Here is a 23,094-nt window from a genome sequence, read left to right as displayed (position 1 = left end):
AATAATTAAACGCAGATAAACGCAGATAAAAAACAAAAACTCTCTGTTTTCCTCTGCGTTAACCTCTGCGCCACTTTGCGTTAAAAAACCTACTGATTCAAAACTAACTCTGGCTGTGCTGCTTGTTCCTCTGGGTCTGGTAAACCAAACATTGAACGATACAGTTTATCGTACTGCTTGGCTGAACGATACCAGCTAAAGTCTTGATTCATCCCGCGTTTTTGCAGTTCGCCCCACTGAGGTTTGAAACGAAAACCTTCCCAAGCGCGGATCATGCAGGTAAACAAATCTAAGGGTTCGTAGCGGTCAAAGCAATAACCTGTACCAGCTTCATTAACTGGGTCGTGGTGGGATACGGTGTCAACTAATCCCCCGGTGCGGCGGACGATGGGAACTGAACCGTAGCGCATCGCCATCATTTGGCTAATTCCGCAAGGTTCAAAACGGCTGGGCATTAAAAAGGCATCAGTACCCGCATATATCCGACGTGATAGGGCATCGTTATATAACAGGTAAGTTGCCATACGTCCAGAATACCGGGATGCTAATTGCCACATTTGAGTTTCATAATAGCGATCGCCTGTCCCTAACAACACAAATTGGGCATCTGTATACGCCATGAAGCGGTCTAAAATTTGGATGACCAAATCCAAGCCTTTTTGCTCGACTAATCGGCTCACCATACCAATTAAAAAGGCTTGAGAGTTGACCTCTAACCCCATTTCTTCTTGTAGAGCAACTTTGTTTTTCTTACGCTGATCTAAAGTGTCTGGCGAGAATGTCTGTGCAATATATTTATCATCAACTGGGTTGTAAACCTCAGTATCTATACCGTTGACAATCCCTGATAACTTCCCACTGATAAATGACAGCAAACCTTCGATAGTTTCACCATACGCGGGTGTTTTGATTTGTTCGGCATAAGTTGGGGAAACGGTATTTACCCTGTCAGCAAACTGCACTGCTGCTGCCATTGTGTTGTGTCCTTGCATATACCAAGGACACCAAGTAATTTTATCCAGATACCAACGCCACGGCCCTTGATAAGCCAGGTTATGAATCGTAAACACCGTGGTGATATCTGGGTCTTGGTGCATCCACACGGGTATCATTCCTGTATGCCAGTCGTGACAGTGGATGATGTCTGGCTTCCAGTAATTCCAGCAGAACTCAGCCGCACCATTGGCAAAAAAGGTGAACCGCCAATCTTCGTCTTCTCCCGAATAGATGCGGCGGGGATTAAATACAGGATGTCCAAATAAATACAAAGGCACATCCGTACCGGGCAGCACACTTTCGTAAACTGCAAAGTCCTGAAACATGGCATATCCCCACCAAATCGGGTCTTTGGGGATTTCCATTTTGTCTGGTAAAAACCCGTAGTAAGGCAAGAAGATGCGGACATCATGCCCCATTTCTCTCAAGACTTTAGGTAATGCTCCCACAACATCACCCATTCCTCCTACTTTCGCAACGGGAGCTGCTTCTGCTGCAACGAATAGAATCCGCATGGTCTTTGTTGTTTCCCCGGTTCTGCCTATATTTTCACAAGAAGTCTGAAGTATAAAGGCAGTTTAATCAAAGAATCTTGATCCTTTACACTTCATCCTTTAATCTCAACTCTTATCTAACCACATCTGTTTGCCAGTATCCTAAGAACCCCGTTGGATTTCAGCAAAGATTTCCTCAAGAATTTCTTGAGCGCCTTGTTCCCGTAGAAGGTTAGCTAATTCTGTCCCTAATGCTTCGGCGTTGCTGGCTGCACCCGTGACGGTATCTTTAACAAGTTTTTGACCATCTACACTGGCGACTACACCTGTTAATGTTAAATTACCATCAACAATTTCTGTATTTACACCGATGGGTACTTGGCAACCACCTTCAAGGTCACGTAAGAATGCTCTTTCTGCTAAACAACGATCGCGTGTCTGGGGATGTTCAATTGCTTTGAGTAAAGATATCAAATCTTGGTCATCAGCGCGACATTCTATCCCTAAAGCGCCTTGTCCGACAGCGTGGAGGGAAATTTCTTTGGGAATAACTTGATGAACGCGATCGCCCATACCCAAGCGTTGTAACCCAGCAGCTGCTAAAATCAGGGCATCATATTCACCAGCATCAAGTTTTGCCAAGCGGGTATTCAAGTTACCGCGCACATCTTTAAAGGTAAAGTGGGGAAATTGATTGCGTAACTGTGCCAATCGTCGCAGTGAGGATGTGCCAATGACTGCACCCTCTGGCAAAGTGTCAATTTGCTTGTCTTTGTACTTTTCATGCACAACTAAAGCATCTGCGGGGTTTTCCCGTTCGGTAATTGCTGCTAAGGTTAAGCCTTCTGGTAAATTAGTCGGCAGATCCTTGAGGGAATGAACTGCAAAGTCAATTTCTTGGTTGATCATTCCCAGTTCGAGTTCTTTTGTAAATAGTCCTTTATCGCCAATCTTCGCCAACGCTACATCCAGGATTTTGTCGCCTTGGGTAGACATGGTGTGGACTTCAAAATTGATATCTGGGAAACTTTTTTGTAGTTGCTCTCTTACCCAGTATGTTTGAACTAGAGCAAGTTGACTTTTACGAGAACCAATACGAATCGTGCGGGTTGCACTGGAAACAACTGAAGTCATAATAACGTTATGTCAAACCAGGCGATACATTCACATTCATCTAGACTACCGCAGTGAGTGACTTCCCGCATTGCGATCGCTTAATTAAACGCAACTTTAGCTTGAATTTCATTTACATTTTTTAACAAAAAATCTGCGCCTCGTTTAAGTGAAGCATCCCAGCAAAAGACTGCTTCATAAACTACTTTTCTCTTGTAGCTTCTGCTTCTATAGTCATTAACAAACCTATCTCCCTTGTCTCCCCTATCTTCCTTGTCTACCTTGCCTCTTTATGTTCAAGCATAGCGACCTGATAGTTATCAACCATCATGTTGAAGATACTCGCGCAATTGTTGAGTTCGCTGTTTTGTCGCTTCTTCTAAGCAGCCAGCATAAATCGCAGGTGCAATACTTCCTCCTTCGTATGCACTTCTTTCAAACTCACAACTAGCGTCACGAAACTTAATCCAGGCTAACTGTGCAGCAATTAATTTTTGCTGTCTAGTCTTTGACAACTTTGGTAACAGTTGTTTATAAACTTGGTTCAATTTTTTATCTGCATTTTGATATGACAATTGTGAGCAGATATTAATTTCCAATTGAGTTTGCGGGTCATTACAGTTGGGTTTTTGTGCTAAATATGTTTTTGTCGGTTGGGTTTGTGTATTTGCCTGCACCACAGTATTAGCACTCAAACCAATAACCGTTAAGATACTGAATAAATAAAGTGATAAATAACGCATAGGATGTTTTTCCTTTCAGCATTAAAAGCTATAAAAAGTTCAATATAGCTCATAATTACTGGTATTTTAGGAAGTGAACAAGAATATTGTTTGTAAAATCCAACACAATTACTATAATGATGGTGCGAAAATTATATTTATATCGGTTCTTATTCTACTGAGATACAAGCAATAACAGTTAACCGCAAATTTAGGTGAGTAAGCGGCTTGCCGCAGGCTATACAGATGGAAACAGATAAATTTGTACCTCAACAGACGAGGAAACGCCATATTGACTTATCAAATATGGTGCAAGTCAGAAAATTAATTCCAGAAAAAATCTGTTTATTTACTCAAATGCTTGAATGGTAAAGCTTTCATCTGCCAATATGGAGCAACTTCCTTACGCGATAATGGCTTCAAGATATTATTGAAAACCTAAACTTGGAAGGTTAAATGTCACAAGCACCAGAAAAAGCTGTTGGTGAGTATGAAATCTTCTTGAAAGATGCAGATAATAATTTGCTTCCAGCAAAGATTGAATTAGGTTGCCGAGATTGGACTGAAGTTGGCGGACGACGCACCGAATGTCGTATTAAATTACAGTGGGCTAACGGTGTAATCGAAGAAACAGATTGGCATTTTTTCGAGTCTTTTAAGCGGGTTCGAGAGAGACTTGCTTTACACCGTCTTTTGCCTATTTGCTACGGAGCTAGTAGAAAAATCATAATAACGGGTATGGCAATCGATATGGCATTGGGACGAAGAGTTTATAAAGTGGGTGAAGATGGTCAATTAACTCGTGTAGATATATTTAAAACTGGTGATGATGTAGAGCCTGTAAGTGTTGAAATTCAAGAGCATTTTCAAAGAGAATGGTGTCAGGTATTTAGAGAAAAATGAGGAAAAGAATTTATTAATAATATGTTAATTAAAAATATTGAAATTCTTTCAGAAGATGCTGAAGAGGCTTTATTACATATAACTGATGGTGTTTATGAGTGTGCTGCCTTTTGTCAGCCTTGTAATAAATGTATAGGTTATTTTATTGAAGAACCACTTTTATCTTTTAATAGCCAATACCCTGTTTTGGAAACCATAAATAAAACTCCTTATATTAGCCGTAAGAAGAGTGGTTTTGCTCATGAAATATTAGGGCAAGTGATAAGTGTAGAAGAGAATTTAGTACGAGTAGGAAATATTATTATTGAGCTAGATGTTAATTTACCGGGAGACATCAATATCAATGATTTGGTAAAATTTACTTGTGCAAGATTAGATACATAGTGAAGTAGCTATACGGTGATTATAGTTTCCGCAAGATTTCGCATCATATAAATGCACCATAATGGCTCTCAAAAGCATTGATTTATCTGAGTGTGACCAGTGCTAGTAAGAAATTCAGGGTGGAATTTGCTTACTTTGAAGGCATTGTAATTATCGCTGGATTTGGAGCGATCGCACTCGCTTATCTAGGTCATTGTAATTATCGCTGGATTTGGAGCGATCGCACTCATCAATCAGGAAAAAACTGTTCCTGGTTCTTGTTTCCCGCGCTCCCCTGAGCCTGTCGTTCGCGTAGCGTCTCCGATAGGAGAAGTTTTCCCTACCAGCACCAAAGGTCTTTTTCGTCCAGCCCTAAGTATTTATTCAATATTACTAGGACTTACGCAGACTCTACGATTTCTTGGCGTTCTTGGCGACTTGGCGGTACCCTGCGGGAAGCCGCTTCGCGTCTACGATAAATTAAGCTTTTCGGGAACTTTTGCGTAAGTCCTGATTACTTAAGTGTCTTAACTGTCTTAATGCTTTTTTAACTGTTTTTTAACTGTTTTAACTGTCCTTGAATTCTCATAAAAATTTTGGAATATTAGAAGCATGAAGTGTATCGAGAACGCACTTCAAGCGACTTCCACTAAAGCATTTGTCAAGCTAAACGCTCTGATCTAGCAAATACATGCACTGTGGCAATAGTATTCCGCACAAGACTAATGTCTTGTGACGAATATTGTTGTGCTGAGTTGTCTTTGGCATTGACAAAACCCACACTTATTCATTTTCAAAATCGAGTAATTTTCAGAGGTCAAATCATGGTAGCAACACCAATTAAAACTCAGAATTTGTCAGTAACTTATGGAACAGATGGTACAAAAATTGCATCGGGTAAGACAACACCAGGTGCAACTGACTGGAAGACGGGTGGCAATGTTGGTAGCGATGGTGTTTATGTCTATATTGACACTAGTGCTGCGGGTTTCACCTCAGTACCAACTTACGTAATAACAGTTGGGGGTAAGAACCATCATTGGGGAATTTCTGGTTCTAGTTCTATCTACAATCCCACTGCCAAAGGTTTTGAAGTAGAAATCAGGTGGGAACAAGGCTATAGCCAGAGTGGAACAGCCGTTACCCCAGCAGTAGCAAATCAAAATGAATGGCACATCAATTGGATTGCTATTGAGCCTGCGTCTGCGAAAACACCACGTCCGACAGCAGGAAAATACTACTACCTTGTTGTTAAACATACTGGCAAAGTTTTAAATGTGACAGGTGGTAGTAAGGAAGACAATATCCAGCTTATTCAGTATGACAAGTCAGATAGTGATAACTCTAAATGGCTGTTGGAAGATACTGGTGATGGCTCTTACTACCTTGTTGCTAAACATAGCGGCAAAGTTGCAAATATAGCAGGTGGTGGTAGTGTTGATGGTAGCAATGCTGTTCAGTATCAGAAAGGAAATAACGATAACTCTAAATGGCTATTGGAAGATGCAGGTGACGGCTACTTCTACATTATCGGCAAACAAAGTGGTAAGGTTCTACAGGTAAATGGTGGCAACAAAGAGAATGGAGCAAAAGTCGATCAATGGACAAGACAAAACGTTGATCACCACAAATGGAAATTTGAGGCTGTGTAGTTAACCCCTTCATCCTTCTTCTTTTAAATAACAACTGACCTTCTCTTTGACCGACTCCTTCAAATTTGGGGGTCGGTTTTGCAATGATTGTCTAGATTTAATTCAAATCGGTCTATTGTAATTATCGCTGGACTTGGGGCGATCGCTTAACTTACAGGCATTTGTTTTAACTCTACTTCCCGCCGTCGAGGGACATCATAAGTCATAAAATCATAAGCCATATCTGTCTTAGGAAAAATCGCCCGTGCTTCTTGAAGTAAATCTTTCAATTCTATGGGGTTGCCTGGAGCGTAGCGAGGGCTAAAATGAGTCATGATTAACCGATGGGAACCACCTGCTAAAGCTGTTTGTGCTGCCATTGTGGTTGTCGAATGTAATCTTTGAAAAGCCATCTCTGCGTCTGCATGGGCAAAGGTCGCTTCGTGAATTAATACATCCGCATCTTTAGCTAGTTCTACCGCACCTTCTGTATAAATTGTATCTGTGCAGTAAGCTATTTTGCGGCCAATTTCTGTGGGGCCACAAAGTTCAGCGCCGTTAATTACTCTTCCGTCGTCCAAGGTGACAGTTTCACCCCGTTTGAGTTGACCATAAATCCGACCAGCAGGAATTTGCAGCGTTTTGGCTTTTTCGACATCAAAACGTCCAGCGCGGTCTTTTTCGGCAACCCGATAACCAAATGCGGTAATTCGATGATGCAACTGGCCACAGGTGACGGTAAATTCCTGATCTTCGTAAATTACTCCAGGACGGATAGTATGAACTTTAATCGGGTAAGAAAAGTGTGTATGAGAATATTTTGATGCCGATTGGATATATTCATTTAATCCCGGCGGCCCGTAAATATCAATTCTGTCAACATTGCCAGCTAAACCACAACTAGCCAACAAACCCATCAAGCCAAAAATATGGTCGCCGTGCAGATGGGTAATAAAAATTCGGGAAAGTTGACTGATTTTTAGGTCACTCCGCAAAATTTGGTGCTGAGTACCTTCACCACAATCGAATAACCACAGTTCTGCCCTTTGGGGTAATCTTAGGGCGACACTAGAAACATTACGCGATCGCGTCGGTACACCGGAACTTGTCCCTAAAAATGTTATTTGCACAGCGTTTTTTTGTTTCCCTATTACTGATTTTGGCTCTTTATTCTATATGGTGACATAACAGAATCCAGAATCCACAAGTCAGAATTGTAATACCAAATTGAAGAATGATTGCGACAAATAAATTGCCCAAAAGCTTACCAGTAAAGCCTGTCTCAATCTAAAATCTGTCTTGAAAAGTTTGCTCAAGTCGGGGAACCCGCCCACGCAACTTTTCGCAAAATCTAAAATCCAAAATGGTATAAGAGAGTTTGATCATGTGTAGGACTAGCAATAAGACGAAAAATCAATAGTTTGGGGAAGATTGTAGGCGTGTAATTATACAAAACCCTTACACCCCATACCCTTATACCCTTACACCCATTCTGGATAGACAACCTGTGCGTAAGTCCTAGTTACTTACTTTTGGCGGAAAGATTTTCTAACAAGCGATCGCGGATTCCCATCAGTCTGGCTTGGTTATCCACTGCCGAACGTGGCGCTGGTAAATCAGTGTTCGGCCAACCAGGTAAATTATTGCATGGGCAAGTCTCAGCCGGCATTCCTACGTTTCTCATCGGAATCGGCATATTGCAACGACCACAAGGCATAATTTCCCATACAGAGGTCAGCAATTCTGCAATGGTTTCGTGAGTGCCTTCTAAATAACAATCACCGAATTCTGGCGAGATAATTTTCTGCCAACACTCTTCAAATTCCTGGCTATAGCGATCGCCTTTATATACAGGTTGAGGCAACAAGCTTGCTACCCCATTACCAACCACTACTCTCTTACCCAACTGAAACCAGTAGGCGAGATACTTTTTGACATCTTCTGTGTTTGCCATACCACGATTGTACATTCGGCATGAGGAGACTTGCTCTGTATATAATATTAATTTTCTATTAAAAATTTGACCCTCAATCGGTAGGCAAAATAATAATCAAGCTCTCTTCATTTTTCTTAATTTAATACTTTACAATTCCTCATTTATCGCTGTTGGCAATGGTGTACCCAGCACACTCAAATTCAATACATGACCACCAGCTACAAGATAAACCGTGTCACAAACAACGCCTAATTGCCGCACCAAAGCACCCAGGCGATCGCGGAATTGTCTACCGATAGGGTAAGCAGGAACCACACCCCAGCCGACTTCTTCCGCCACAAACAGCATATCGGCAGCTACGAGTTGTACTGTGTCTAAAAACTCGGCAATTGTATTTTGCCAACTAATTTCATCCTCATCTAAAAAATTTGTCACCCAAGTTCCCAAAGAATCAACTAACAAACAACTCTGGGGTTTAGCATCAGCCAAAGTCGCTGATAATTCTCTAGGCACTGCTAAAGTTACCCAATTTTGCGGACGGCGTTGTTGATGTGCCGCAATGCGTTTTTGCCACTCAGGATCATTAGGATTTTCGGTAGCAGTGGCAACATAAACCACTTGTTTACCTGACTGCTGGGCAAGATATTCTGCCCATTCACTTTTGCCCGACCGAGCAGCCCCTGTAATTAAAATGACTTTACCCACGATTTTTCCTAGGAAATACTTAAGCAAAAAGATGTAGAATTTTACTTCTACATCCTTTCATGTTCCAATCCTTTGATCACAACTATTTGGAAGAGGGTAAAGGAGTATAGAGCAATAAAGTTATAGCGGCTTTCATTCCAGTGAAATAAATATATTTCCCTAGCCTCTTTTCCCCATCTACTTTTACTGCACTCAACCGAGAAACGCTATAAGTACAGCCTCACACTCTTACACCCATTCTTAACAGATAACCTTTGTACGTAAATCCTATCTCTGTTAAGCAATCACTAGAATGTCATCGGATGTCAGAGTTGGTGCGAGAGTGAGACTAGCAATTTGCTGTTGTGCCGTCACACCATTACCGTCAATATCAAAGAATAGTCCACCAGTAATACTGTTATAGATAAATCTCTGATTTGCGGTTGTTGCACCTGTACCTACAAAGAACTGAAGACTGGAAAGCACACCCAAGGATAGACCACCACCAAAACCAGAAGCAGAAACTGCGATCGTATCAGGGACAGAAGCAAAATCAGTGATGATATCTACACCTTCCCCAGGTTTTAAGAAGGTGAACTGATCATTGCCAATACCGCCAGTTAAAACATCTGCACCACTACCACCGATGAGATTATCGTTACCAGCACCACCTACTAATACATCATTACCCGCACCACCATTGAGAATGTTGTTAGCAGCATTACCAGTAATAGTGTCATTATTCGCAGTACCTGTAACATTCTCAAAGTTACTGACAGTGAAATTGAGGTTAGTAGTCGCACTACCAATCACCACATTATTTACTATCAAGCTATTTGTACCCAAGTTGGCGGTAATGGAGGTACTACCTGTTGCTGCTGAGGCATTAATAGTATCATTCAGCAAGTTAGATGCAACGATCGCTTCAATGCCATTTAACTGGTCAGTTCCTCCACCAGATTTGCTAACTGTACCTGTGGGGCCAAGAATAATGGACTGTCCTAATCCACTGTAGTTTACCGTGTCAGTACCGGCATCACCGTTGAGGGTATCATTACCATTACTACCGCGCAACACATCATTGCCAGCACCACCATTGAGAATATTATTACCGTTGTTACCAGTAATAATGTCATTATTCCCAGTACCAATGACATTCTCAAAGTTATTCACAGTGAAGTTGAGGTTGGTAGTCACACCACCAATCAACACATTATTCACTGTCAAACTATTTGTACCCAAGTTGGCGGTAATACTGACACTACCCGTTGCTGTTGAGGAATTAATTGTATCGCCGAGTAAGGTAGAAGCTGTGATGGTTTCAATCCCGTTTAATTGGTCAATTCCTCCACCTGATTTGTTGACTGTACCTGTGGGGCCGAGAACGATAGTTTGTCCCAGCGCACTATAGTCTGTTGTATCAGTGCCTGCATCACCGTTGAGGGTATCATTACCGTTACTACCGCGCAACACATCATTACCCGCACCACCATTGAGAATGTTGTTAGCAGCATTACCAGTAATAGTGTCATTATTCGCAGTACCTGTAACATTCTCAAAGTTACTGACAGTGAAATTGAGATTAGTAGTCGCACTACCAATCACCACATTATTTACTATCAAGCTATTTGTACCCAAGTTGGCGGTAATGGAGGTACTACCTGTTGCTGCTGAGGCATTAATAGTATCATTCAGCAAGTTAGATGCAACGATCGCTTCAATGCCATTTAACTGGTCAGTTCCTCCACCAGATTTGTTGACTGTACCTGTGGGGCCAAGAATAATGGATTGCCCTAATCCACTGTAGTTTACCGTGTCAGTGCCTGCATCACCGTTGAGGGTATCATTACCATTACTACCGCGCAACACATCATTGCCAGCACCACCATTGAGAATATTATTACCGTTGTTACCAGTAATAATGTCATTATTCCCAGTACCTGTGACATTCTCAAAGTTGTTGACAGTAAAGTTGAGGTTGGTAGTCACACCACCAATCAACACATTATTCACTGTCAAACTATTTGTACCCAAGTTGGCGGTAATGCTGACGCTACCCGTTGCTGTTGAGGAATTAATTGTATCGCCGAGTAAGGCAGAGGCTGTGATGGTTTCAATTCCGTTTAATTGGTCAATTCCTCCACCTGATTTGCTGACTGTACCTGTGGGGCCGAGAACGATAGTTTGTCCCAGCGCACTATAGTCTGCTGTATCAGTTCCTACATCACCGTTGAGGGTATCATTACCGTTACTACCACCCAACACATCATTACCCGCACCACCATTGAGAATGTTATTGGCATTGTCACCAGTAATGCTGTCGTTTTGGTTTGTACCTCTGACATTCTCAAAACCACTGACTGTAAAAGTGAGGGTTCCCAAACCAGGAACATTATTTACAATCAGGGAATTGGTTAATAAATTAACAGTTATGGAAGTTGGCGCGGTAGCATCTGAAGCATCAATCCAGTCGTTGAGTGATGAGGTCGCAAAAATTCTCTCGACTTGAACTAGTTGATCTGTACCAAAGCCTACTCCTTTGCTAACAATCCCAGTAGATTTCAAGGTGATTGCTTGGCTTAAAGCACTGTAGTCGGCTGTATCAATGCCAGTCCCACCATTTAGCAAACTGCTCCCACTGGCATCTAATACATAAAAGTAATCATTACCAGTACCACCAATCAGATTATCGCTGCCTGCATCATTAAATAAAGTGTCATCGCCGCTTTCGCCAAAGACAGTATCGTTACCGTCTCCACCAAGGAGGATATCATTGCCTTTGCCGCCAAACAGAAAGTCATTTTCACCTTCTCCCAATAACAGATCATTACCACCCAGTCCAAAAATATAATCACGGGTGGCTTTACCGATCAAAATGTCATTGCTTTCAGTACCAAGAATGATGTGAACTAGCTTACTTACTAAAGAGGCTGTATCAGAATTAGCAGCCGAAAATATTTTAAAGGCGATCGGGTCATTTGCGACATCAGGTGCAAATTTGAGTACAAACTCAGTTGCAGCGTCAATAGTAGTTTCAATAATTTCAGCAGGTGGATTGGCTAACCGAGTTGCTTCTACAACATCTGTCTTACTGAATAAACCAGCGAAATCCGCAGCAGCTATCTTGCCTGAAACTAATTCTTGACTCAAGGTATTCAGGTCGAATACAAGCGAGGTTGTCAAGACCTGATCTTGATTAGTTACTAATTGCACAGGTGTAGTCATTGATTAGGATTTCCCTTGGTGAAATATGTCTTGAGATTTGACCTAAGACAAAAGACCTTAACAAATATAAATAAATCATTAAATTGCTTAATATGAACGTTTTCTGAAATACATTGAATATGAATTTTTTGTAAAGAAATGTAATGTAATCGCCAATTGCCATCAAAAACAGCTTCAAAGCCCCATACCTAGGGATGATAATTTTGAGTTTGTTTGTTGCAAATATCTTTTAAAAGATAAAATTAGCACCAGATTAATTTGTGCCAAAATTGGCAAAAGCCAAGACTCCCAACTAACCTTTGTGAAAAGTTAAATACCACAAAGGGCAGCAAACTCACAGGATATGCTTATGAAAACAGGGCTAAAACGGATTGAAGCGACTCTACATGATCTCGGAAATCGGGACAACGCCACAGTCGAAGCTGGAGATTCGCCCAAGCAGCCAGTATCTTTTAGAATTAGTGTTTCTAGCAAAGCTGCTACCCCAGATGTAGATATATCTGATGAGCCAAGTGTGACACCAGAACTCACAGAAAATTTAGAGATAAATTCTAACTATGACAGCACTGTTGAACCAGATTTATTTGCGGAACATCATTCTGTAGATACATTTTCTGCTCAAGAAACAGGTAATAAAACTCCCAGCCTACCCAAGTTTAAAACTCCTAGCTTTAGTAACCATCGCCACGGAGCTAACCCAGCCTTAGCTATGAATTTGCTGCAAGAAATTCAAATTCATGTAGCTGGTTGGCAACAAGAACTGCAAAATCTCCTGCAACAAATCCAAGACCTGTATTTAGAAGGGCCGATAGTCAACGGTTGGTTAGAGTCTAATCCCAAAGAACCAGAACAACCAGGAACCGCCACACTACGCCACGCGGAAGTTGACCGTCTGATGAACTATGTTGAAGAAATCTGCACCACTGGGAATAAAGACGCTTATCAATTTTCGCGCACAGGATATCGGCTGTGTGGTTTGGATGGATCGGGTAAAGTTTGGTCACGTCCCTGTCCACCAGATCAAGTACCGACAGTGAGTATGGCGATCGCACGGCATCAAAAACTCCGTCAATTATTAGCACGCAAACAATATCTCGAAACCCGTCTGAGTCAATTAGCTGAAACTCTCGTAGTTTTACACAGCCATATTCAACAAGCTTAAAGAATTAAAGACGAATTCCGAAGAAACGCGGTTGGTGGGTTGGAATTTTTTGTTATAGATTAGCACAGAGCAGGCGACCGTTGGATAGAAGACTGTAGTCTCAAATCCAAGGGTGACAACTTAAAAAAGAATACAGAATGCAGAATTCAGAATTCAGAAGCAATAAGTAATAGGTATAATCCTGCACTGATTGTTCAACCACTGAATCTTTGATGAGTGTGTGGTGTTTCACTGTGAATACAGTAACCATCCACCGCACTGCCTCCTCCTAAGTCCTGAATTCTCTGTTGTTAAACTTAATCCTATGTCAGACATCCAAATCTCTGCCATTATCTGTACTCACAATCGAGATACCTATTTAGGTGCAGCAATTGATAGCCTGTTGGCGCAGGACTTTGCTGGCGATTTTGAGGTGATAGTAGTAGATAACAACTCCAGCGATCGCACCCGCGAAGTTGTCGAACAAAGAGCCTGCAATGCCCGTTTAAAGTATATCTTTGAACCCACCACCGGCTTATCGGTTGCCCGGAACACTGGTGCTAAAGTTGCGCGTGCCGAAATTCTGGCTTATTTAGATGATGATGCGGTCGCCAGCGATCGCTGGTTGCAAGTATTGTATTCTGCCTATCAAAGCAACCCCAAACTAGCGATCGCGGGTGGCAAAGTCACACTTTTATGGCCACCGACAATCCAACCACCCAAATGGCTATCTTCTGGGTTAGCCGGCAATTTGGGAGCTTATGATCTAGGTGACAAAATAGTTTATATCGATCAACCGGGCTTAACCCCTAGAGGCTTAAATTATTCCATCCGACAGAGCTTTTTGGCAGAAATTGGTGGTTTTGACCCCCATCTTGGTCGAGTCGGCAAAAACTTGTTATCTAATGAAGAATTGCAAATGACAGAATTTGCACTCCAGCATGGCTGGCAAGTGGCCTATCTGCCAGAAGCTTTAGTAGCGCATAACGTTGCACCCGAACGGCTCAATCGCTCTTGGTTTTTGAATCGTGGCTGGTGGCAAGGTATCAGTGAATGCTACCGAGAACAACTTGCAGGCAAAACAGGGAGCCGTCAATTATTACGCGGTAGTGAGCGTTTGATTCGGGGTTTATATAAATCATTACAGTATTTTTCTGACCCAGCAGAACGCTTCGACAAACTTGTGTATACATATTGTCAAATAGGTTATTTAAATGCTGCTATTCAGGGTCTGCTGTCTACATCCCATAAAAAATAACAAATAACAACATATATGTCCTCTAAAATTCCCGTCTCAGTCTTAATTCCTGCCAAAAACGAAGAAGCCAATTTACCGGCTTGTTTGACCAGTCTCCAAAGAGCAGATGAAATCTTTATTGTTGATTCTCAAAGCACTGATAAAAGCTTAGAAATTGCTAATAGTTACGGTGCGAATGTTGTACAGTTTCACTTCAATGGACGCTGGCCGAAAAAGAAAAATTGGTCTTTAGATAGCTTACCTTTCCGTAACGAATGGGTACTAATTGTTGATTGCGATGAACGCATTACTCCCGAATTATGGGATGAAATTGCTCAAGCAATTCAAAATGAAGAATATAGCGGTTATTATCTCAATCGCCGCGTATTTTTCTTAGGTCAATGGATTCGTCATGGTGGGAAATATCCTGATTGGAATTTGCGTTTGTTTAAACACAAAGCTGGTCGCTACGAAAACCTCAATACCGAAGATATCCCTAATACTGGTGATAACGAAGTTCACGAACATGTGATTTTACAAGGGCAAGTGGGATATCTCAACAATGATATGCTCCATGAAGACTTTCGTGATTTGTTCCACTGGCTAGAAAGACACAATCGCTATTCTAATTGGGAAGCGAGAGTTTATTACAATCTGCTTACTGGTCTAGGTGACACAGGTACAATTGGCGCTAACTTATTTGGTGATGCCGTTCAACGTAAACGTTTTCTCAAGAAAGTCTGGGTACATTTACCTTTTAAACCAATTTTACGGTTTATTTTGTTCTATATTATTCAGCGTGGTTTTTTAGATGGCAGAGCTGGATATATTTATGGCCGCCTACTCAGTCAATATGAATATCAAATTGGCGTGAAACTGTATGAATTACGCAGTTGTGGAGGTAAATTAAATACCGCCAATACTGCTAAATCTGCACCGCCATCTCTCCCCCAAAAAATTGAGCAAACGGCAGTTTAGGAAGTATGGATTGAAGGAGGCAGTGGTTCGGCTACGCTCACCAACCAGAGGTATAACTAGCATTCGTGCTTTCTCAATGTCCTAATTTATACTCCGACTGCTTTATTTAGACGTGAGAGACTGGGTAGTATGATTTTCCCAGTCTCTTTTGTTTATTGACGAATGAACGCCGTGTGCGACTTTTTCTCAAACCTAACCCCCAACCCCTTCCCTACGTTCGCGCAGCGTGTCGCAGACAGGGAAGGGGAGCAAAACTCAAAGCCTCTCTCCGTTTCGGGGAGAGGTTTGGAGAGGGGTTACAAAAATAAGTTGCACATCGCGTGAATGACGAATAGCAAATAACCAATGACACATGACAAATAACCAATCCTTTGTAGATTTACGCAAGTATGACCAATCCTGGTTTGACCGTGGTCGTCCAAGCTGGTATGTTTTGTTGTGGTGGTTTGTACAGGCGATCGCCTTTCCCTTAACTCCACATCCTTTTAATGGTTTGCGTTGCTTTTTGCTGCGACTATTCGGGGCGCGTATTGGTCAAGGTGTATTAATTCGACCCACAGCCCGCTTCACGTATCCGTGGAAAGTTACCATTGGTGACTACAGTTGGATTGGTGATGATGTAGTTTTATACAGCTTGGATAAAATTAATATCGGTGAACACTGTGTGATTTCCCAAAAAACCTACTTATGTACGGGTAGCCACGACATCCAAGATCCGGCTTTTGGGTTAAAAACAGCACCAATTACTATTAATAACGGGGTATGGATTACAGCCGATTGTTTTGTTGGCCCTGGAGTCGAAATTGGTGCCAATGCTGTAATTGGCGCTCGTAGTACTGTATTTGCCAATATGCCCCCTGGACAAGTTTGTTGGGGTAGCCCTTGTAAACCACAGTATGCGCGGTTGAAAAATTCAGCCAATTCATCAGAACGTTTGGATTAACAAAATTAGCCCCTTATCTCCCTTATCTTCCCTGTCTCCCTTGTCCCCCTGATCAACAACCCACATTTATCATCCCCATACCCTACATAATTAGTTATTGACCTACTAGATCACCTCTTCGTCTGTGAAAAACTTTTTAATCAAGGTTGCTAGTTGCTTGAGTTTGACAGGTTTGCAGAGGTAGTCGTTAGCACCTGCGGCTAAACAGCGATCGCGATCGCCACTCATAGCCAGGGCTGTCAGGGCAATAATGGGAGTATTGACAAACTCAGGATTTTGGCGAATTTGTCGAATTGCTTCTAAACCGTCGATTCCTGGCATTTGAATATCCATCAAAATTAAGTCAGGACGGTGTGCTATTGTCAAGTCAATTGCTTCTTGACCGTTATTAGCCAGCACAATGCGATACCCCTTGGCTTCGAGGTAGCTAGAAACTGTACTAATATTGGCTTCGTTATCTTCTACCAGCAAGATGAGGGGGGTAAGACTTGGTGATTCATTGGTGTTGCAGCAGCAAGCTTCTGGAGTATTAATTACTTGATAATTGGTGATGAGTTCCGGTGCAAGATCAGCACTAGGATGACAGGGTAGATCGACTGTAAAACAACTACCCACGCCTAATTCACTCGTCAGTCCCACCCGGCCACCGTGAAGTTCGACAATTTGTTTGACTAATGCCAGCCCTAAACCTGTACCTGTATATTGCCGATTTAAGGCGCTGTCAATCTGCACAAAAGGCTGAAAGAGTTTCTGGATATTTTCTGGTGAAATCCCAATGCCGGTATCTTGGATGGCGAAGTGCAAGAAGTGTTGCATGGTTGCATCGCTAGTTGATATCGGGGAGGAAATTTGCGTTACTGCCAAGGTGATGCGTCCGCCATCGGGAGTAAATTTGACGGCGTTGTTCAACAGATTCAACAACACTTGACGAATCCGCCGTTCATCTACCAGTATTTCTGGGAGATTCATTGGCAATTTTAGTTCAACTTGAATTTGCTTGCGTAATGCCTGCTGTTTGATAAATGCCAGACTGGATTGGCACAGATGATTCACGGAAGTCCAGAGGTAGTCAAGTTTGATCTGACCGGCTTCAATTTTGGACAAGTCTAAAATATCGTTGATTAACTCTAGTAAATGGGAACCACTGCGCTCAATGGTTTGTAATGCTTTGAGTTGTTGCTCATTGATAATGCCAAACACTTCCTCTTGTAGCCCTTCCGTCATTCCCAAAATGGCATTGAGGGGAGTGCGGAGTTCATGACTCATGTTGGCTAAAAATTCATCTTTGAGACGGGTAGCGCGAGCTAGTTCTTCGTTAGAAATTGCTAGTTTTTGATTGCTTTCGGTGAGTTTTGCCTCTGCTTGCTGGCGTTCGGCGAGTTCTAGTTGTAATTGTTGAAATAAACTTGCTTGCTGAATGGCGATCGCTAACTGATTGGCAATTTGTTGGAGAACTTGTGCTTCTGAATCTTTCCAGACACGTTTTTCTTGGCAAGCATGAACAACTAAAACGCCCCAGAGTTTGTTATTTGCCCAAGGAGTTACCCAGCGATGATCTTCGCTGTCTCGCACTTCTTGAAGAATTGGTGCGACGATTTTGGACTGAATTTGACCTGTCTGGGAGTATTCTACTAGGCACTTTGTCCAGATATCTTGCATAACATCACAGACAATGCGCGGTTTGCCTTGCCAATAATAATCAAGGATTTCTTGAGACCAAGTTTCATTTTCCCAGTGTTGGTCTTTGAGTCTAGGCAATCCCTCAGATATAGCTTCTTCGACAATTTGGCTCTTACCGTTAGCAAACAGCCGGAAGACGATCACACGATCGCAATGTAATACCTCTTTTACTTGCTGAGTTACCGTTGCGAGGATTTCGTGAATATCTAATGACTCACGAATTTTTTGGACGATAATTTCCAGGGTTTCTTGTCGTCGCAGTTGCAAGGCAATTTTCGCTTCGGCTCGTTGGCGGACTAACAATTCTGCCTGAATTTTTTCGTAGAGATTGGCTTGTTGAATGGCGATCGCTAACTGGTAGGATAATTCTTGGGTAAACTCAATCTCCGACTGTCGCCAAGAGCGAGTTTTGCCACATTGATGAATACACAACAAACCCCACAATTCATCACCACAAAGTAACGGCATCACCAAATTACTCCGCACTTGAAACTCAGCCAAAATATCGCTGTGACAAGAACTCATTCCTCTTTTGTATATATCATCAACCGCAAAAAATCGGCCTTTGGCATAAAGGGAGGAATAATTTTTGCCAAAGCAGTGATCATGTATGGGAATGGCGACAACTGAATTAAAACGCTCACCTACTGATTCCGCCACAAATTCGCCGTCATCAAAGTTGGAGTCAGGATAAAACTTGAAAATACCCACCCGATCAGCTTGAATTACTTGGCGAATTTCCTGACAAGCAGTGTTAAAAATCGTTTGTAAGTCTAATGATTCACGAATCCTTTGGGAAATTTCTCGCAGTAGTTTTTCCCGTTGTATTTGGAGATAAATTGTTTTTTCGGTTTGTTTACGAGCGGTAATATCTCGAAAAATACCTTGTGTGGCGATCGGCAGTCCATTTTGCCATTGACAATTCACATTCCCCTCAACAATAATTTCTCTGCCGGCTTTGGTGAGAAATCTGGTTTCGATACCTAAACACAAAGTGCCTGCAAACAAGCTGTGCATTGCTGTTTGGCAATGTACCAATTCATCGGGATGAATGACTTGGAAAATTGATAACTGCTCCAAGTCGCTATCGTCATATCCCAAAGCTTCCTTCCATGCCCGATTTACAAATAAAATTCGCCCATCCGGGGCAATGCTTTGAATTAAATCGGTGGCGTTGTCAAAGAAATCTCGTAATTGTGCTTCTCGCGCCTGGAGTTCTTGGGTGCGCTGTGCAATTTTCTGCTCTAAGTCTTGGTTCAAACGTTGTAGTGCTTGATTGGCGGCTTTGCGCTGTAATTCTGCGGCGGCTCTGGCTGCAAATACTTGGAGAATAGGGATAGCTTCAGTATATTGATTGTCCTGTATGGGTTGTAAATCTAAAATACACAGAGTGCCAATGCTATTACCTTCATTATCTTTGAGGGCAATTCCCAGATAACTGTCTGCTTGCATATTTACTAAGTCTAAATCGTCAGGGAAAAAAGCTTGGACTTGGTTTTGGCAGTAAAATTCCCCGTTATTCAAAGCATATTCGCAAGGAGTTAGAGCCATAGGGTAGGAAATTGGTGGTTGCAAGGCTCCCTTTGCCCAAAAGCCCAAGGTATGTAGTTGATCGCCAAGTTTTTCCGTCACCAGCACATAGGAGACATTTAAAGCTTCGGCAATGTGGCTGACTAAGGCGGGAAAAAATTCCTCACCAGTGACGGCGGCTGTACCTTCAACCAATTTTTGTAAAGTCAATTCAATGCGTTGTCGATCACGCAGTTCATCTTGGAGTTTTTGGTGAGTTGTAGCTTGCTGAAGTGCGATCGCTAAATGCACTGATAACATTTGTAGCAGTTCAATTTCTTCTGGTTGCCACTCACGGGGGTGTTGACTTTCAGTTGCATTTAGTAAACCCCATAATTGCTGACCGCACAACAGTGGCACTAAAATTTTGGCTCTTGTTTGCAGGCGTATCAGCATCTGGCGGTGACAATCAGATAATGGTGTTGTGTAGATATCTGAGACAACACGAATTTTTCCCTGGCGATAACTATCTGTGTTATGTAGCGAAAAGCAGGGGTCATGAATTTGTTCACCCACTAGTGATAGTGTTGAGTTGGTAGACTCTGCCACCACCGTCATTTGCCCATCTAGATGAAATTGCCAAATATTAACGCGATCGCAGCCTAATAAATGCCGCACCTTTTCGACTGTGGTGTTTAAAATAGTTTGCAAACTCAGAGAAGAGCGAATTTGGACGGCGATTTCTGCAATTAAATTTTCCTGGCTGATTTTGGCTTGGAGGGTGCTTGTCTGTAAGTCAACTTGTTGTTCTCGTTCCACAGTGTGACTTTCTAAGGTAGCCAGATGTTCGGCTTCTAATTGCACCACCCTTTTTTCTAGTATTCCTGCTAACTTGTATAGTTCTAAGGGGTTGAGTGCTTGTAGCAGATTGCTTTGGGTAACAATTCCCAAGAGTTCACCTTGTTTGCCAATGACTGCCAATCTTCTAATAAAGCGTTGTTCCATGATTTGCTGCACCACCAACAAGGAATCATGGGGTTTGACTGTAAATACTGGTGAACTCATGACTATCTGAGCTAGGCAATGTTTCAAGTTCAAGCCCAAGGCTTGAAACTGCACAATGTCACGCTCGGTAATAATTCCCAGAGGAAATTGCAGTGGTTGAATTTCGTTACCACCAGTGTCTACAATCATTACCGAACTAATGCGATGTTTAGCCAACAGTTGAGCGATCGCTAACATTGAACTATCAGCAGAGGCAGTAATTACCTCAGTAATCATCACCTCCGACACCAAACGCAACCGCAACAAATCCACCGGACGACAGGCATAGCTGAGACTTTCATGAGTTACTAGCCCTACCACCTGCTCCTGCTCGTTCAAAATGGGTATATGGCGGATATGGTACTGCTGGAGCAAATTCACCGCCGAAAATAAATCTGTCAAATCAGATTCATACAGGGTGACGACTGGAGAAATCATCACTTCCTGAATTACCAAATTTGCCAAAGAATGCTGTTCTGCACTCAACCGCACAACATCTCTTTCTGTGAAGATCCCGATTAAGCTGCCATCTTCTACTACTAATACGCAACTGGAGCGTGCTTCTAGATAAACTTTATCTAGTTGCTCACCCAAACGCGGAGTAGCATCACAAATATTGCGAATACCACTCATTTGGTTAATCACTTCCGTTACTAGTGTTGCTGGTGTCACGATGAGCGGATGGGGAACGATCGCAGATTTCAGTTCTGATGCCGTGAAAGATGTTGTTTGGTTAAGCATTCATGTATTGAGCAAGGAATTGATGCTTTATTGTTCCCATTACTATCTAGTTTTATCTATGGGATTTTTCGGGCTTTTCATTTTCGTCAAACACATTCTCTTCCTATAACCTATAACCTGTAACCTATTCCCTATAAAATGCAATGTAAAATTTTCCTAAGTGACGCGGAAATCGCGCCTATCTTGTTCGGTTATACGACTGTCTGTTGTACACAAATGACTATAACCTCTTAAGTAGTAGTCAAAATTTAGTCGCTCTTCAACCAAGGGGTGAAAACCTGTGTACGAATGGATCTTGCCAAGTCTGAGTGAAGTTTTAGCCGACAGTCAATCAACTATGGCTGAATGTTCACCAGCCAAGGCAGAGCGACAGTGGCGGATGAGTTTAGCCGCAACAGAACATTTATTAATCGAGAGTTTAGCAATCACTTCATCGGCTACACCAGCACTAGTATTAGCCGCACCAGCACCTTTATTTAGTCAACCAATCTTAACTCAAAACATCCAGACGGTGACTTTCACAGCCAAGCCCTTTAACCCTTTGGCTTTGATGCCGTTTCAAATGCCTACCACAACCACGGTAGCCCAAGAACATTCTTTTCAAGAAGCAGTACTGCCGATACTACCTGCTGATCCTTTAGTTTCCGAGCAGTTTTGCTTGGTATTTACAGAGAAATTCCGATTAGTCTTGGTTTTGGCAGAATGCAAAAATGGCAACAAAAGATTTTCATTTTCCTTTGAACCCCAAATAGTTCACCAAGCATGGCGAGCGATCGGGGCGCGGGTGATGCTGACTAATCCTGATTTTTGCGCGGAACTTGATGGGTTAGTACAGCAATATTCCCCAGTCGCGCCGGATTATCGCGTTGCGATGCAGTTTAGTCAGTTGCTACTTCAAGAATTGCCAGAACCAGAAGTTGCGAAAGAGTCGGAAACCGCAAGCAACATACCTCATTCCCAACCTTCAATTCCCAATACCCAACATCCAGTTCCCGATGTTGAATTGCTGCAAGCCTTTGCTCATGAGGTTCGCACTCCCTTAACTACCATTCGCACCATGACACGTCTGCTACTCAAGCGGCGTGACTTACCTGCGGCTGTGGTTAACCGCTTAGAAATTATTGATCATGAGTGTACTGAGCAAATTGATCGGATGGAGTTGCTGTTTAAGGCGGCAGAATTAGAAACTTGTACTGCTACAAAAGGGGCTAAGACTCATCTTACGCCGATGTCGCTGCATCAAGTTCTGCAACAGAGTATTCCCCGTTGGCAACAAGCTGCATCTCGACGCAACCTCACCTTAGAAGTGGTGGTTCCCCAACAATTGCCTACAGTAGTCAGTAATCCGACAATGTTAGATCGGGTACTGACGGGATTAATGGAGAATTTTACCCGTAGCTTACCTGCTGGGAGCCATATTCAAGTACAAGTTATTCCCGCCGGCGATCAACTCAAACTGCAATTGTCACCGCAACTCCAATGCCAAAATTCAGAAACGCCAGATACATTTGTTACACCACCAATTCGGAAAGCTCTGGGGCAATTACTGATGTTTCAACCAGAAACAGGGACAATTAGTTTGAATTTAAATGCTACTAAACACTTGTTCCAAGCGATTGGCGGTAAGCTGATTGTGCGTCAAAGACCTCAATATGGCGAAGTTTTAACAATTTTCTTACCTCTAGAAGTTAGCCATCAGCAAAAGTTAGAAGTGAGAAAAAATTGTGGATAAATTAGGCAGGCGATCGCACCAT

Annotated in this window: 17 protein-coding genes; 9 read left to right on the top strand and 8 right to left on the bottom strand. The window is 42.3% G+C overall.

Annotated elements, in window-relative coordinates; genetic code table 11:
• Positions 1–89: 89 nt before the first annotated feature.
• The 3 genes from glgA to H6G79_RS22210 form a co-directional block, all read right to left on the bottom strand.
• Positions 90–1,511 carry a glycogen synthase GlgA gene (gene glgA, locus H6G79_RS22220; protein ID WP_190591980.1) on the bottom strand — a complete coding sequence of 474 codons (1,422 nt, stop codon included), beginning with the start codon at positions 1,509–1,511 and terminating at the stop codon, positions 90–92.
• Positions 1,512–1,652: 141 nt separating this feature from the next.
• Positions 1,653–2,624, bottom strand: coding sequence for a hydroxymethylbilane synthase (gene hemC / locus H6G79_RS22215; protein ID WP_190591979.1), 972 nt, complete (start codon positions 2,622–2,624; stop codon positions 1,653–1,655).
• A gap of 299 nt (positions 2,625–2,923) precedes the next feature.
• Entirely contained in the window at positions 2,924–3,346 is a 423-nt protein-coding gene (locus H6G79_RS22210) for a lysozyme inhibitor LprI family protein (protein ID WP_190591978.1), read from the bottom strand.
• A 435-nt stretch (positions 3,347–3,781) separates the two neighbouring features.
• Here H6G79_RS22210 and H6G79_RS22205 point away from each other — a divergent pair, with 435 nt between their 5' ends.
• The 4 genes from H6G79_RS22205 to H6G79_RS22190 all read left to right on the top strand — a co-directional run bounded on the left by H6G79_RS22205 (position 3,782) and on the right by H6G79_RS22190 (position 6,243).
• On the top strand, positions 3,782–4,228 hold the full coding sequence (locus tag H6G79_RS22205) for a hypothetical protein (protein ID WP_190591977.1): 447 nt from the start codon (positions 3,782–3,784) through the stop codon (positions 4,226–4,228).
• 21 nt (positions 4,229–4,249) lie between these two features.
• Positions 4,250–4,612, top strand: a complete 363-nt coding sequence (locus H6G79_RS22200) for a hypothetical protein (RefSeq protein ID WP_190591976.1) — start codon at positions 4,250–4,252, stop codon at positions 4,610–4,612.
• 92 nt (positions 4,613–4,704) lie between these two features.
• Entirely contained in the window at positions 4,705–4,890 is a 186-nt protein-coding gene (locus tag H6G79_RS22195; RefSeq protein WP_190591975.1) for a hypothetical protein, read from the top strand.
• Positions 4,891–5,415: 525 nt separating this feature from the next.
• Positions 5,416–6,243: an RICIN domain-containing protein gene (locus H6G79_RS22190; RefSeq protein WP_190591974.1), complete on the top strand. Its 828-nt coding sequence runs from the start codon at positions 5,416–5,418 to the stop codon at positions 6,241–6,243.
• A 146-nt stretch (positions 6,244–6,389) separates the two neighbouring features.
• Here the strand turns inward: H6G79_RS22190 and H6G79_RS22185 are convergent, their stop codons facing one another.
• From H6G79_RS22185 to H6G79_RS22170, 4 genes are all read right to left on the bottom strand, one after another.
• Positions 6,390–7,352 (bottom strand): ribonuclease Z, encoded by a 963-nt coding sequence (locus H6G79_RS22185; protein WP_190591973.1) that lies wholly within the window; start codon positions 7,350–7,352, stop codon positions 6,390–6,392.
• A gap of 392 nt (positions 7,353–7,744) precedes the next feature.
• Positions 7,745–8,176 (bottom strand): hypothetical protein, encoded by a 432-nt coding sequence (locus tag H6G79_RS22180; protein ID WP_190591972.1) that lies wholly within the window; start codon positions 8,174–8,176, stop codon positions 7,745–7,747.
• Between the two features lie 129 nt (positions 8,177–8,305).
• The gene (gene cobU, locus H6G79_RS22175; protein ID WP_190591971.1) at positions 8,306–8,863 is read right to left on the bottom strand and encodes a bifunctional adenosylcobinamide kinase/adenosylcobinamide-phosphate guanylyltransferase; all 558 of its coding nucleotides are present in this window, start codon (positions 8,861–8,863) and stop codon (positions 8,306–8,308) included.
• Between the two features lie 276 nt (positions 8,864–9,139).
• Positions 9,140–12,067 (bottom strand): calcium-binding protein, encoded by a 2,928-nt coding sequence (locus H6G79_RS22170; protein ID WP_191049370.1) that lies wholly within the window; start codon positions 12,065–12,067, stop codon positions 9,140–9,142.
• Between the two features lie 349 nt (positions 12,068–12,416).
• On the opposite strand from H6G79_RS22170, the gene H6G79_RS22165 reads away from it, so the two are divergent.
• The 4 genes from H6G79_RS22165 (at position 12,417) to hpsU (ending at position 16,366) form a co-directional block, all read left to right on the top strand.
• A complete protein-coding gene (locus H6G79_RS22165; protein WP_190591969.1) occupies positions 12,417–13,229 on the top strand; it encodes a hypothetical protein in 813 nt (270 codons plus the stop codon).
• A 304-nt stretch (positions 13,230–13,533) separates the two neighbouring features.
• Positions 13,534–14,466: a glycosyltransferase family 2 protein gene (locus H6G79_RS22160; protein ID WP_190591968.1), complete on the top strand. Its 933-nt coding sequence runs from the start codon at positions 13,534–13,536 to the stop codon at positions 14,464–14,466.
• A gap of 15 nt (positions 14,467–14,481) precedes the next feature.
• Entirely contained in the window at positions 14,482–15,423 is a 942-nt protein-coding gene (locus tag H6G79_RS22155; RefSeq protein WP_190591967.1) for a glycosyltransferase family 2 protein, read from the top strand.
• A 352-nt stretch (positions 15,424–15,775) separates the two neighbouring features.
• Entirely contained in the window at positions 15,776–16,366 is a 591-nt protein-coding gene (hpsU, locus tag H6G79_RS22150; protein WP_190591966.1) for a hormogonium polysaccharide biosynthesis acetyltransferase HpsU, read from the top strand.
• A 105-nt stretch (positions 16,367–16,471) separates the two neighbouring features.
• Here the strand turns inward: hpsU and H6G79_RS22145 are convergent, their stop codons facing one another.
• Positions 16,472–21,340 carry a GAF domain-containing protein gene (locus H6G79_RS22145; protein WP_190591965.1) on the bottom strand — a complete coding sequence of 1,623 codons (4,869 nt, stop codon included), beginning with the start codon at positions 21,338–21,340 and terminating at the stop codon, positions 16,472–16,474.
• Positions 21,341–21,620: 280 nt separating this feature from the next.
• Between H6G79_RS22145 and H6G79_RS22140 the strand changes: the two genes are divergently transcribed.
• A complete protein-coding gene (locus H6G79_RS22140; RefSeq protein ID WP_190591964.1) occupies positions 21,621–23,072 on the top strand; it encodes a sensor histidine kinase KdpD in 1,452 nt (483 codons plus the stop codon).
• The last annotated feature ends 22 nt before the right edge of the window (positions 23,073–23,094 follow it).

The sequence above is a fragment of the Anabaena sp. FACHB-83 genome (assembly GCF_014697485.1).
Classification (GTDB): domain Bacteria; phylum Cyanobacteriota; class Cyanobacteriia; order Cyanobacteriales; family Nostocaceae; genus Nostoc_B.
This window is presented reverse-complemented; position numbering and strand designations above follow the sequence as displayed.